The sequence below is a fragment of the Pseudomonas brassicacearum genome, assembly GCF_003732175.1.
GTDB lineage: Bacteria > Pseudomonadota > Gammaproteobacteria > Pseudomonadales > Pseudomonadaceae > Aquipseudomonas > Aquipseudomonas brassicacearum_G.
Window position 1 is genome coordinate 88,950 of sequence record NZ_MOBI01000007.1, and the last position, 13,445, is coordinate 102,394.

Below are 13,445 nucleotides of genomic sequence, written 5' to 3' on the forward strand. Positions count from 1 at the left end.
GTCCAGTAGCGGCGCTGGACGGAATGACCTGTTGCTCAGTTGAAATGCAGCCCCTGTGGGAGCGAGCCTGCTCGCGAATGCAATCTGTCATTCAACATCGATGTCGTCTGATATACCGCCTTCGCGAGCAGGCTCGCTCCCACAAGGAGATCAGCGTCGTCTACGTAGAACTACGCAGGCGGTACGTACGTAGTCGTGCGGATACATTTATTGACAGCATGCGTGGATATTGGGCCAGCTCCGCATAGCGGACACAATTATAAAAATTACCGCCGCAGTCCACTGGCTGTCGGCAGGAGACACGCAATGACCCGTCTGGCTAAACACCTCGCCTGGTTTGCCGTGGCTGTCCTGGGAGCTTTTGCGCTGAGTGTCGTGGCCCTGCGCCGCGGCGAAGCCATCAACGCCCTCTGGATCGTAGTCGCAGCAGTCGCTATCTATCTTGTCGCATACCGCTATTACAGCCTGTTTATCGCCAATAAGGTGATGCAGCTCGATCCCGGTCGAGCCACCCCCGCCGTCATCAACAACGACGGTCTGGACTACGTACCCACCAACAAACACATTCTTTTCGGTCACCACTTCGCGGCCATCGCGGGCGCCGGGCCATTGGTCGGCCCGGTACTGGCGGCGCAAATGGGTTATCTGCCCGGCACGCTCTGGCTGATCGCCGGCGTGGTGCTGGCCGGTGCCGTTCAGGACTTCATGGTCCTGTTCATGTCCACCCGCCGCAACGGCCGTTCCCTGGGCGATATGGTCCGTGAAGAAATGGGGCAGATTCCCGGGACCATCGCGCTGTTCGGCTGCTTCCTGATCATGATCATCATCCTCGCGGTGTTGGCGCTGATCGTGGTCAAGGCCCTGGCTGATAGCCCGTGGGGCATGTTCACGGTGATGGCGACTATCCCGATCGCGATGTTCATGGGCGTGTACATGCGCTACATCCGTCCGGGCCGCATCGGTGAGATTTCCGTTGTCGGCGTGCTGCTGTTGCTCGGCTCGATCTGGCTGGGCGGGCAGATTGCCGCTGATCCGGTCTGGGCCAAGGTCTTCTCCTTTACCGGGATCCAGATCACCTGGATGCTGATCGGCTACGGTTTCGTTGCGGCAGTATTGCCGGTCTGGCTGATCCTGGCACCGCGTGACTACCTGTCGACCTTCCTCAAGATCGGCACCATCATGGCCTTGGCAATCGGCATCCTGATCACCATGCCCGAGCTTAAAATGCCGGCGCTGACCCAGTTTATCGACGGCACCGGGCCGGTCTGGAAAGGCGGGTTGTTTCCGTTCCTGTTCATCACCATTGCCTGCGGCGCGGTCTCGGGTTTCCATGCGCTGATCGCTTCCGGGACTACCCCGAAACTGTTGGCCAGTGAAGGTCATGCCCGTTACATCGGTTACGGCGGCATGCTGATGGAGTCCTTCGTGGCGATCATGGCGATGGTGGCGGCTTCGGTGATCGAACCGGGCGTCTACTTCGCCATGAACAGCCCGGCGGCAATCGTCGGCGGTGACGTGGTACAGGTGGCTCAGACCGTCAGCAGCTGGGGCTTTATGATTACCCCGGAAGCCCTGCAAGCAGTGGCGAGGGACATCGGTGAAACCACCGTCCTGGCCCGTGCCGGCGGTGCGCCGACCCTGGCGGTCGGTATCGCGCAGATCCTGCACAGCGTTCTGCCGGGTGAAAACACCATGGCGTTCTGGTACCACTTCGCGATCCTGTTCGAAGCGCTGTTCATCCTGACGGCGGTCGACGCCGGTACGCGTGCCGGGCGTTTCATGCTGCAGGATTTGCTCGGCTCCTTCGTTCCGGCGCTTAAACGCACGGAATCCTGGACTGCCAACCTGATCGCGACCGCCGGGTGCGTGGCAATGTGGGGTTATCTGCTGTACCAAGGCGTGATCGACCCGCTGGGTGGCATCAACACCTTGTGGCCGCTGTTCGGTATCTCCAACCAGATGCTGGCCGGCATCGCGCTGATGCTCGGCACGGTGGTGCTGATCAAAATGAAACGCCAGCGCTACATCTGGGTGACCTTGCTGCCCGCCGCCTGGCTGCTGATCTGCACCACCACCGCAGGCTTCATCAAGCTGTTCGACGCTAACCCTGCGATCGGCTTCCTGTCGCTGGCCAAAAAATACAGCGATGCCCTGGCCAACGGTCAGATCCTCGCGCCGGCCAAGGACATCACGCAGATGCAGCACGTGATCTACAACGCCTACACCAACGCAACGCTGACGGCGCTGTTCCTGTTCGTGGTCTTCAGCATCCTGTTCTATGCGATCAAGGTCGGTATTTCCGCCTGGAGCAGCAAAGAGCGCACGGATAAAGAATCGCCATTCCAGGCTATTCCAGAAGCGTAATCGAGGGTTGCAAGCATGTTCAATGACTTGAGTCGCCTCGGTAAATACCTCGGTCAGGCTGCGCGCCTGATGGTCGGCATGCCCGACTACGACACCTATGTCGAGCATATGCAAACCCAACACCCGGACAAACCGGTGATGAGCTACGAGGTGTTCTTTCGGGAACGCCAGGAGGCCCGTTACGGTGGCAAGGGTGGGCCGAAGTGCTGTTGACCCGCTGACAGCGGGTTATCAGATGTGATGTGGGAGCAGGCTTTTTGTGGGAGCGAGCCTGCTCGCGATAGCGGTCTGACAGTCAGCTGCAATGTTGAATGTTCAGCCGTCATCGCGAGCAGGCTCGCTCCCACACGGAGCAGCTCCCATTTTTCGTTAGTGATCCGTTCCTTTAACGCAGATTCGCTACTCGGCCTCGCAAACGATACTGGTGGCCAGCCCCGTGGCTATCTAGATTTTGAACCGCGCCACCGTCTGGTGCAGTGCGCCTGCCATCTGCGCCAATTCCAGACCAGCGGCATGGGTATGCTGGGCACCCAGCAAGACCTGCCCGGACACGTTACGAATGCTCACCAGATTGCGATCCACCTCACGAGCGACCAATGCCTGCTCCTCCGTGGCGCTGGCGATCATCATGTTGCGTTCATTGATCTGCGAGATTGACCGGGTAATCGCTTCCAGTGCCTCGCCTGAGCGTTGCGCGACTTCCAGGGTCGTCTGCACCAGGTAACCGCTGCTTTGCATGGCGGTCACCGCGTGCCCGGTATCGAGCCGAATGTTGCCAATCATCTGCTCGATTTCCTGGGTCGACACCTGAGTGCGATGGGCCAGTGCCCGCACCTCGTCGGCGACTACCGCAAAACCCCGTCCGGCATCACCGGCACGGGCTGCTTCAATTGCCGCGTTGAGAGCCAGCAGATTGGTTTGCTCGGCAATGCTGCGAATCACGTCCAGCACCGTGCTGATGTCTTGTACGCGCCCGGCCAATTGCTGGATACGCTGCGAGGTATCCGTCATGCCATCCGCCAGCGTGCCTATCGAGGCCACCGTTTCCTGAACATGTTCACGGCCGCGCTGTGCGGTTTGCTCCGACACCCGGGACGCCTCGCTGGTGCTGACGGCATTGCGTGCGACCTCGTCGACGGCCGCCGTCATTTGATTGATCGCCGCCGCAGCCTGCTCGATCTCCAGGCTCTGCAACTGCAGACTGTCACGGGTCTGGCTGCTGACTGCACTCAGCTCTTCGGACGAACTGGCCACCTGATCGACCGACGCCGCGATGTGTTTAACCATCGCATTCAGGCTTTGCTGCATCTGGTGCATGTTCATCATCACGCTACCGTCGGCATTGGCATTCACCGGCACTTGAATCGTCAGATCGCCCTGCGCCATTTGACTCAATACCTGCGCAGCAACATCAGGCTCTCCACCCAAGGGCCGGGTGACACTACGCGTCACGATGACCGCCGCGGCGATGACCGAGGCCAGGCAGAAAACCAGCAACCCCAGCATGTTCAGCCGCGCATCGCTGTACAGGGCCTGCGCCGACCTTTCACGATCGGCGAAGATCTGCCCTTGCAGCGCCATCAGGACGTCCAGGCTTTTATAAACCAGCTGTTCGGCGGGGATGACTTGCTGTTTCAACTGCGCCATCGCGGCATCAAAGGCGCCTTGCCTGATCAACGCTTGCGCCTGGGTGAACGCGGCGACGTAAGCCTCGCGATTCTTTTTCAGGGCTACATAGGCAGCCTTGCCTTCCGGCAGATCGAACAACGGCTCGAGCGTTTCAAGTGCCTGGCTGATGCGCTTTTTGGTGGCATCGATGGCCTGTTGCGCTTGCTGATTGTCTTTGTCGATCAGCAAATCCCGGGTGTTCCTGGCGTTGTCCCGAACACCTGTGGCAATGACCATGATCGGATCGATTTTCGGCCAGTCCTGTTTGACGATCACCATTGCCTGTTCCTTGAGCGTTGCCAGGTCGTGCAACGCATAGAACGCCAGGCCTGTCAGTACCAACGGCGCGATCGCAAAGCCGATGACGATACGTTGAGCCGTACTTAACTTGGCCAAATCAAATGCTCCCTGATTAGTACCTGCCCGACGGGCAGCACATTTGAAAACTTCATGTACCAATAAGCCTTGAATCCAGCTCACCCATGGTCGCTTTAATGTCCGCGAATGTAGTGTTCCAGTTGCCGTATCAGGTCGGCCTGCTCGGCGATGGCTTCTTTGACCAGATCCCCAATCGACAACAGGCCAATCAGTTGATCGCCCTCCAGCACCGGTAAATGGCGCAAATGACTGTCGGTCATGACCTCCATGCAGCGCTCGATGCTCTGCTGACTGTCTGCCGTCACGACGGGCGCACTCATGATGGCCCTGACCGGCGTACCGACCGAAGAGCGCCCCTGTAGAACAACCTTGCGCGCATAGTCGCGTTCGCTGATAACGCCGACCACCTGCCCCTCCTCTATGACGGGTAGAGCACCGACATTCTTTTCGGCCATCAGCTTCAGCGCTTCAAGGACCATCTGGTCTGGCGCGATGCTATGTACTTGCTGGTTCTGCACGACCTTCAGCTTGAGCAATTGTGCGGCTGTTTTCATACGGACCTCCGACGTCAATCATGGTTAAAAAAGCAAAAAAAAACGCCTGAAACCTTTCGGTTCCAGGCGCCTTTGCCTGTTCTTGTGCGGTGTTAAAACCAGACGTCCATACCTGATGCACCGACGTTGCCCATGACCTGTTCGGCCAATCGATCATCGTTGACCGAGGGGGGCTGTCCACAGGAATCCGTTCCAGATGAACCTGATACGAGCCTTGCAGCCTTTGTGCCAGTCGGCAGCAGGAAAGGTCATCCTATGCACGAACCCAGGCTCCTGAGTGGTAGCAGATTGTCGCGGCGACTGCGATCCAAACGAGTTTCGGCGGGATCGGCAGACTTTCAAGAAAGCGCTTTGGCACGAGTCACAGCTCAAGACGCTTGAGCGGATGGAGTCGAAAGTTCATTGCGCTGTCTCCCACTGGTGCAGATGGTTATGCATAACGCTTTATAAAAGTGCATCCGGGCGGTGTGGCAAGTTTTGAGCACTGCCTTACACTGCGATACACCCACTGCAACTGTTCAACGGATCGACAGGTCCCACGGCAATCCGTGGCATCACGTCATGATCCGGGTGAAACCAACATGAAAACGGTCACCGCCCTTTTCACCTGTCTGCTCGCTGCCAGCGTCTGCGCGGCGACAAGCACCTGTGTGAACGCGGCCCCTCCTTCGCCAATCTTCAAGACCAGTTTCGACTGCGCCCAGGCAAGGGCATCCATCGAAAAGCTTATCTGTCGCGATCCGCAACTGGCACAGATGGATATCGAACTGACGCGTCTTTATCGCCTGGCGCTCACGGATGAACATTCAGTACCGCCTCCAGACAAAGTCATGATCGACCAGCAGTTCTGGATTGAGACCCGTAATCAGTGTGCCTCCGCGCCTGCGCCCAAGGCGTGCACGATCCGCAGTTATGCCGCGCGCGCGCACCAGCTACGCCAAGGCTCGGAAATTGTGAGAACCAAGGATCCAGACCGGCTCACCGAAGGTCCCCTGGCTTTTCGTTGTACGGGGTTTGACGCGCTGATTACCGCCACCTTCTTCAGCACGCAACCTGGTGTCGTGTACCTGAAATGGGCGAATACTTCGATCACCCTGAGCCAGGTACCGAGTGATTCGGGAACCCAATACACGGGCAAGGATTTACAGGGGAATTACAGCTTCTGGCAAAACGACAACGTGGTCCTTTTCCAAAAGCCTGGCTCCACGGAAATGAGTTGTACGGCCGAGCCGGCCGGCTGATTGCTCTGGCACAACGGTCGTTTGGAGACCGTTACCCGGATCAGGAAGTAAGGCGAGGATACAGAACCCGCACCACTAACCTGCCCCTCAAAAAACAGCGATATGCGAGTCCGTGCGAAAGGTGCAGGTGCGGGGGTGGCTCGGCTGGCTGACCGAAGATCTGAATGATGAGCGGCCATACCGTCATGGAGACGGTATAGCCGGTTATGGTGACGGTGCGAGTGAGTTTTACGGGTGCTGAACCTGCACCTGGGACGACACCTGGACCCGCGCGAGCATGTGCTCGGCCCCTCCCCCGCGACGCATGCCGCGCACCGGGCAAGCGTCGAGGTACTCGAGGCCCACCGCCAGTTTCAGATGACGCTCGGGCAGCGCCAACCTGTTGGTGACGTCGAAGCTGTACCAACCATCGTCGAGCCAGGCTTCGGCCCAGGCATGACTGGCCAGATGGCTTTCATCTTCTGTGCACAGATAACCGGAGACGTAGCGCGCAGGAATGCCCAGGCTGCGAGCGCAGGCCAGGAAAGCATGGGTATGGTCCTGGCAGACCCCGACGCCGGCGGCAAAGGCTTCGGCTGCGGTGGTGTCCACCGCGGTAGCGCCCGGGCTGTAGACCATGTGTTCGGCGAGGCCATGCATCAAGTCAATCAACGCCCCGCGATCACGCCGCGTGCCGCACCGCTGTATGGCAAAGGCATTGAGGGCGTCGTCAGCCTTGGTCAGATGGCTGGTGCGCAAGAACGGCAACGGCGACTGACTGTCGTGCTCCACCTCCAGCATCTGGTCGATTTCCACCTGACCATAGGCGGTCAGCACGAGGGCGCCGTGGGGCTCATCCATCGTCAATACGTGCAGGATGTTGCCGTAAGGATCGAGCTGGCTGCGTACCAGGCGCGGCAGTTCCAGGTGCCATTCCAGAATGTGCTGGCGCTCGGTGTTCTTGGGCGTCAAACGCAGGAACTGGATGCTGGTGCAGACTTCGTCGGTGTAGCTGTAGGTGGTGTCGTGGCGTATGGACAGTTTCATACGACCTCCAGATAGGATTCGTGGACGGTCTGGCCGAGATGGCGAACCTGGGAGATGAAATCAGTCAGCCAGAGGTGCAGACCGAAGCCGAGAATCTCGTCGATCCCGGTGTAGCGCAGCCGCGCATTCAATTCGGCGGCCAAGCGCTGGGCTGCCCGCCCGTTACTGCCCGGCAGGCTGGCGAGGATCTGGTCCAGTTCCTCGATGCAGGCGTGCAACGAACGCGGAACGGCGGCGCGCAACAACAGCATCTCGGAGACCTGCTCGGCGTTCGGCGCATTGCGGTAGATCTCGTTGAACGCCTCGAAGGACGACAAGGCACGCAACAAGGCGCTCCATTGGTAGTAGCCGCGGGCCGAGTTGTCGCTCACCTCCTCCGACTCCTCGCCGTACATTTCGTAGCGCGCATCCAGCAGGCGCAGGGTGTTGTCGGCGCGTTCGAGAAAGGTGCCCAGTCGAATGAAGCAGTAGGCATCGTTGCGCATGATGGTGCCGGAGGTTGCCCCGCGGAACAGGTGCGAGCGCTCCTTGACCCATTCGCAGAAATGGCTGATGCCATAACGCCCCAGGCCATTGCGGGCGATGTTGCGCATCTCCAGCCACGTGGCGTTGATGTTCTCCCACATGTCGGCGGTGATCCGTCCACGCACCGCGTGGGCATTGGCCCGCGCCGCCTGCAGGCAGCAATAGATACTGCCGGGGTTGGTTTCATCCAGCGCGAAAAAATGCAGCATGCGTTCGGTGTTGAGTTCGCCGTAGCGCTGGTTGTAGTCGTCCAGCGTGCCGGCGGCCAACAGCGACATCGACAGCTCGGCATGGCCATCGGTGCGCCCGGCCTGGGGCATCAGCGACAGTGAGTAACTGACTTCGAGCATGCGCGCCAGGTTTTCGGCGCGCTCCAGATAACGGGACATCCAGTAGAGGTCCGAAGCGGTTCTTGAAAGCATGTCTTAGTCCTCCACGACCCAAGTGTCTTTGGTGCCACCGCCCTGGGACGAATTCACCACCAGCGAGCCTTCGCGCAATGCCACGCGGGTCAGGCCGCCGGGAACCAGGCGGGTTTCACGGCCCGACAGCACAAACGGGCGCAGGTCGATGTGACGTGGGGCGATGCCGCTTTCGACAAAGGTCGGGCACGTGGACAGGCACAGCGTCGGCTGGGCGATATAAGCTTCGGGGCGTGCCTTGAGACGCGCGCGGAAGTCCTCGATTTCCGCCGCCGTGGCCGCCGGGCCGACCAGCATCCCGTAGCCACCGGAACCCTGGGTTTCCTTGACCACCAGTTCGGGAAGATTGGCCAGCACGTAGGACAGCTCTTCTGGTTTACGGCATTGCCAGGTCGGTACGTTCTTGAGGATTGGCTCCTCGTCGAGGTAGAAGCGAATCATGTCGCCTACATAGGGGTAGATCGACTTGTCGTCCGCCACACCCGTTCCGATCGCATTGGCGAGGATCACGTTCCCTGCGCGATAAACCGTCACCAGCCCGGGCACGCCCAGCATGGAGTCCGGATTGAAAGACAGCGGGTCGAGAAACGCATCGTCGAGGCGCCGATAAATCACATCCACCTGTTTCGGGCCGGCGGTGGTGCGCATGTAGACATGATCGTCGCGGACGAACAGATCGGCGCCTTCAACCAGTTCCACGCCCATTTCACGGGCCAGGAATGCGTGTTCGAAGTAAGCGCTGTTGAAGCGGCCCGGGGTCAGTACCACGGTCGTCGGGTTGTCCAGGGGGCTGGAGCTTTTCAGGGTGTCCAGCAGCAGGTTCGGGTAGTGGTCGATGGGCGCCACACGCTGGGCGGCGAAGAGCTCGGGAAACAGGCGCATCATCATCTTGCGGTCTTCGAGCATGTAGCTGACGCCGCTGGGCGTGCGCAGATTGTCTTCGAGTACGTAGTAACTGCCGTCGCCATCGCGCACCAGGTCGACCCCGGAGATGTGGGCATAGATGCCGCGGTGTAGATTCAGGCCCTGCATGGCGACCTGATAACCCTCGTTGGCCAACACCTGTTCGGCCGGAATAATGCCCTCCTTGAGAATCCGTTGCCCGTGATAGATATCGGCCAGGAACATGTTCAAGGCCTGGACCCGCTGAATACAGCCACGCTCGACCATCTGCCATTCGCTGGCCTTGATGCTGCGTGGAATGATGTCGAACGGAATCAACCGCTCGGTGCCCTGCTCGTCCCCATATAACGTGAAGGTGATGCCGGCTCGATGGAACAGCAGGTCGGCTTCACGACGACGCTGATCCAGCAGCTCCAGGGGCGTGTCCGCCAACCAGCGCGAAAACTCCTGGTAATGTGGGCGGCAGCCACCACTCGCATCATACATTTCATTAAAAAAAGCTCGGGACATACCCCACTCCTTGCCGCAATACAGCCGGCATTTTTTTATAACTTTGTCATTTCAATAGATGAAGCCTTACGTTGTTTTAGTGAGTACTGTTTCTGTAAAGCACCTCAGTGTGCATCGTGAACTTCCTGTCCCTTTATGAAGCTGGAAGCTCACGATTCCGACAGCGTCTTGACGCATTCTGGCGTCAGAGATCTGACCGTTTCCGGATTAGCTTACTGGCGCTCCTACTTGTAACGCCCCCAGTTTCTTTTCACGCAAAAACCACACTTACGATGGTTTGAAAGTGCTTTTGCAAGGGCTGTGCCCACGCAACGCCAGGGCTGTTAAAAATCGAAAAAGCCTTCAACAATGATATCAAGGCGACATTTTCTTTCATTTTTACGGTGTTTTTCTCGTAACAAGTTGAAACGTTTATTGAACTTACCGTTTGCACAACTCTGGCGCGGACAAAATCGGTGCATTGGGTAAACACGTTGACTTTATTGCCCTGTAAACGGGAAATTTTTACTCACTCTTTTTTATGAGCGTTGTAATACCAATCCTTCAGACCCGTATATCGAATTGCATCCTTGCACCATTAATGCGCACACAAACGCACTCCATGACTGCGCATGGAACTAAAGTGCCCGCTAGTGATGCACGACGGTATTCAGTTGAATGAGCGTTCAAGTGCCGTCGAGCTCCCCCGTTGTCAGGCAGATGCAGCCTCCAATCCAATCCGACAGATCAACCTTGTCTCCAAGCGATCTCCACCGTACCTGCGACACAGCGCAAGACCCGCCTCCGATGCCCTTCGCTCTTTTCATCGCCTTCTGGCCGGAAACTCATTTCAGCCTCTTGCGCTACCAATATTATGGTATACCATCATACGCACAGACACCTCTCAACCCGCATACGGAGCAGCTCATGAGTTTCGAAATCCGCAAGATCGTCAGCTACGTCGAAGAAACCTTTATTGAAGGCGGCAAGGCCACCGACAAGCCGGTGACCATGGTCGGTCTGGCCGTGGTGATGAAAAACCCCTGGCTGGGCCGCGGCTTTGTCGAAGACCTGAAGCCGGAAATTCGCGCCAATTGCTCGGACCTCGGCGCACTGATGGTCGAACGCCTGGTGGGCATTATCGGCGGTGCCGAAAAAATCGAAGCCTATGGCAAGGCGGCTGTAGTGGGTGCCGACGGCGAAATCGAGCACGCCTCTGCCGTCATCCACACCCTGCGCTTCGGCAACCATTACCGCGAAGCAGTTAAAGCCAAGAGCTACCTGAGCTTTACCAACAAACGCGGCGGTCCGGGCACCTCGATCCAGATTCCGATGATGCACAAGGACGACGAAGGGCTGCGCTCGCACTACATCACCCTGGAAATGCAGATCGAAGACGCACCACGCGCCGATGAAATCGTCGTGGTCCTGGGGGGTGCCGATGGCGGCCGTCTGCACCCACGCATCGGCAACCGTTACATCGATCTGGAAGAACTGGCTGCCGAGAAGGCCCAGTAATTCCGGTGAGAGCCACTACAACAAAAAGGCATGCAGGAGCGCTCCATGATTCGGCTCACCGCTGAAAGCACCCCGGCTGGCACCAGTTACCTGGCGACCGGCCAAGGCCAGCCCGTGGTCTTGATCCACGGCGTGGGCCTGAACAAAGAAATGTGGGGCGGCCAGGTCGTTGGCCTGTCCACTAAATACCGTGTGATTACCTACGACATGCTCGGTCACGGCGCCAGCCCGCGCCCGGAAAGCGGTACGCCCCTGCTCGGCTATGCCGATCAGTTGCTGGAACTGCTCGACCATCTGCAATTGCCGCAGGCGACGGTCATCGGTTTTTCCATGGGCGGGCTGGTGGCGAGGGCTTTTGCCTTGCATTACCCGCAACGCCTGCAAGGCCTGGTGGTGCTCAACAGCGTGTTCAATCGCAGCCCCGAACAGCGCGCCGGGGTGATTGCCCGCACCGCCCAGGCTGCCGAGCACGGACCGGATGCCAATGCCGAAGCTGCACTGTCGCGCTGGTTCAGCCGCGAATACCAGGCGGCTAATCCGGCGCAGATTGCCGCCCTGCGCCAGACCTTGGCAGATAACGACCCGCAGGGTTACCTGACCACTTATGAGCTGTTCGCCACCCAGGACATGTACCGCGCCGAGGATCTGGCCAATATTCAGGTGCCGACACTGATCGCCACCGGTGAACTGGACCCTGGCTCGACACCGGAAATGGCCCGGCAATTGGCCGAGCGAATTCCCGGCGCGACCGTGGCCGTACTCGCCGAGCAACGGCATATGATGCCCGTAGAATCGCCGCGCCTGGTCAACCAGCTGTTGCTGGAGTTTCTCGACACCGCGCACACCCGACAAAACCCAATAAAGGGGATCGTTGCATGACACTCGCACGCTTCCAGATGTGCATCGGCGGTGAATGGGTCGATGCCCTGTCCGGTAAAACCTTTGAAAGCCTGAACCCGGCCCTGGCCCAGGCCTGGGCTGAGCTGCCCGATGCCGACGAAGCCGACGTCGAGCGCGCCGTACAGGCGGCGCAGACTGCTTTCGATAGCCCGGCCTGGCGCGGCCTCAGCGCCACCGCTCGCGGTAAATTGCTGCGTCGGCTTGGCGACCTGATCGCCGAAAACAAGGAACAACTGGCGCAGCTGGAAAGCCGCGACAACGGCAAGCTGATTCGCGAAACCCGTGGCCAGGTTGGCTATTTGCCGGAGTTCTTCCACTACACCGCAGGCCTGGCCGACAAGCTCGAAGGCGGCACCCTGCCCCTCGACAAACCGGACCTGTTTGCCTACACGGTGCACGAAGCCATGGGCGTGGTCGCGGCGATCATCCCCTGGAACAGCCCGCTGTACCTGACGGCGATCAAGCTGGCCCCGGCCCTGGCGGCAGGCAACACCATCGTGATCAAACCGTCGGAACATGCTTCCGCAACCATTCTTGAGTTGGCGCGTCTGGCACTGGAAGCCGGCATTCCTCCGGGCGTAGTCAACGTTGTCACTGGCTACGGCCCCAGCACCGGCGCGGCCCTGACCCGTCATCCACTGGTACGCAAGATTGCCTTCACCGGCGGTGCCGCAACGGCGCGGCATGTGGTGCGCAGCAGCGCCGAGAACTTCGCCAAGCTGTCGCTGGAGCTGGGCGGCAAATCGCCGAACATCATTTTTGCCGACGCCGACCTCGACAGCGCGATCAACGGTGCGATTGCCGGGATCTACGCGGCCTCCGGTCAGAGCTGCGTCTCCGGCTCGCGGCTGTTGGTGCAGGACGAAATCTACGATGAGTTCGTCTCGCGTCTGGTGGAGCGTGCCAAGCGTATCCGCATCGGCAACCCGCAGGATGACGCGAGTGAAATGGGCCCGATGGCCACCGTGCAACAACTGGCTGTGGTCGAAGGCCTGGTAGCCGATGCCATCGCCGAAGGCGCTCGCTTGCGACTGGGCGGCAAGCGTCCAGAGAATCTGGGTGACGGCTGGTTCTACGAACCGACCTTGTTCGAGTGCGACCGCAACTCGATGAAGATCATGCAGGAAGAAGTTTTCGGTCCGGTAGCTTCGGTCATTCGTTTCAAGGATGAAGCCGAAGCCCTGGCGATTGCCAACGACTCGCAGTTCGGCCTCGCCGCCGGCATCTGGACCCGCGACCTGGGTCGTGCCCATCGCCTGGCCCGGGACGTGCGTTCGGGGATTATCTGGGTCAACACCTACCGTGCCGTATCGGCCATGGCGCCGATCGGCGGCTTCAAGAACAGCGGCTATGGACGCGAAAGCGGCATCGATTCGGTGCTGGCCTACACCGAGCTGAAAACGGTGTGGATCAACCTCTCTCAGGCACCGATGCCTGATCCCTTCGTGATGCGCTAG

At 59.3% G+C, this 13,445-nt stretch carries 11 protein-coding genes; 6 read left to right on the forward strand and 5 right to left on the reverse strand.

The genetic code is table 11. The annotated features are described in order from the left end of the window. Nucleotides 1-306: 306 nt before the first annotated feature. Both BK658_RS06625 and BK658_RS06630 read left to right on the forward strand, forming a co-directional pair. Nucleotides 307-2,364, forward strand: a complete 2,058-nt coding sequence (locus BK658_RS06625; RefSeq protein ID WP_123581609.1) for a carbon starvation CstA family protein — start codon at nt 307-309, stop codon at nt 2,362-2,364. Nucleotides 2,365-2,379: 15 nt separating this feature from the next. After that, nucleotides 2,380-2,577 (forward strand): YbdD/YjiX family protein, encoded by a 198-nt coding sequence (locus tag BK658_RS06630; RefSeq protein ID WP_123581610.1) that lies wholly within the window; start codon nt 2,380-2,382, stop codon nt 2,575-2,577. 231 nt (nt 2,578-2,808) lie between these two features. On the opposite strand, the gene BK658_RS06635 is transcribed toward BK658_RS06630, so the two are convergent. Together BK658_RS06635 and BK658_RS06640 are read right to left on the reverse strand one after the other, a co-directional pair. Continuing rightward, on the reverse strand, nt 2,809-4,428 hold the full coding sequence (locus BK658_RS06635) for a methyl-accepting chemotaxis protein (RefSeq protein WP_123581611.1): 1,620 nt from the start codon (nt 4,426-4,428) through the stop codon (nt 2,809-2,811). Nucleotides 4,429-4,523: 95 nt separating this feature from the next. Further along, a complete protein-coding gene (locus tag BK658_RS06640) occupies nt 4,524-4,964 on the reverse strand; it encodes a CBS domain-containing protein (protein ID WP_123581612.1) in 441 nt (146 codons plus the stop codon). Nucleotides 4,965-5,545: 581 nt separating this feature from the next. On the opposite strand from BK658_RS06640, the gene BK658_RS06645 reads away from it, so the two are divergent. After that, entirely contained in the window at nt 5,546-6,205 is a 660-nt protein-coding gene (locus BK658_RS06645; RefSeq protein ID WP_123581613.1) for an MliC family protein, read from the forward strand. A 228-nt stretch (nt 6,206-6,433) separates the two neighbouring features. On the opposite strand, the gene BK658_RS06650 is transcribed toward BK658_RS06645, so the two are convergent. From BK658_RS06650 to BK658_RS06660, 3 genes are read right to left on the reverse strand one after another with little or no spacing between them, the layout of a single operon-like run. Further along, nucleotides 6,434-7,231, reverse strand: coding sequence for a transglutaminase family protein (locus tag BK658_RS06650; protein WP_123581614.1), 798 nt, complete (start codon nt 7,229-7,231; stop codon nt 6,434-6,436). Beyond that, complete coding sequence (locus tag BK658_RS06655) at nt 7,228-8,178, reverse strand: alpha-E domain-containing protein (protein ID WP_123581615.1); 951 nt, start codon at nt 8,176-8,178, stop codon at nt 7,228-7,230. Before BK658_RS06655 ends, BK658_RS06650 begins: the two co-directional genes overlap by 4 nt. A gap of 3 nt (nt 8,179-8,181) precedes the next feature. Then, entirely contained in the window at nt 8,182-9,591 is a 1,410-nt protein-coding gene (locus BK658_RS06660) for a circularly permuted type 2 ATP-grasp protein (RefSeq protein ID WP_123581616.1), read from the reverse strand. Nucleotides 9,592-10,497: 906 nt separating this feature from the next. Here BK658_RS06660 and BK658_RS06665 point away from each other — a divergent pair. From BK658_RS06665 to BK658_RS06675, 3 genes are read left to right on the forward strand one after another with little or no spacing between them, the layout of a single operon-like run. Beyond that, nucleotides 10,498-11,088 carry an amino acid synthesis family protein gene (locus BK658_RS06665; protein WP_123581617.1) on the forward strand — a complete coding sequence of 197 codons (591 nt, stop codon included), beginning with the start codon at nt 10,498-10,500 and terminating at the stop codon, nt 11,086-11,088. Between the two features lie 45 nt (nt 11,089-11,133). After that, nucleotides 11,134-11,967, forward strand: a complete 834-nt coding sequence (locus BK658_RS06670) for an alpha/beta fold hydrolase (protein ID WP_123581618.1) — start codon at nt 11,134-11,136, stop codon at nt 11,965-11,967. Beyond that, on the forward strand, nt 11,964-13,445 hold the full coding sequence (locus tag BK658_RS06675) for an aldehyde dehydrogenase (RefSeq protein WP_123581619.1): 1,482 nt from the start codon (nt 11,964-11,966) through the stop codon (nt 13,443-13,445). Before BK658_RS06670 ends, BK658_RS06675 begins: the two co-directional genes overlap by 4 nt.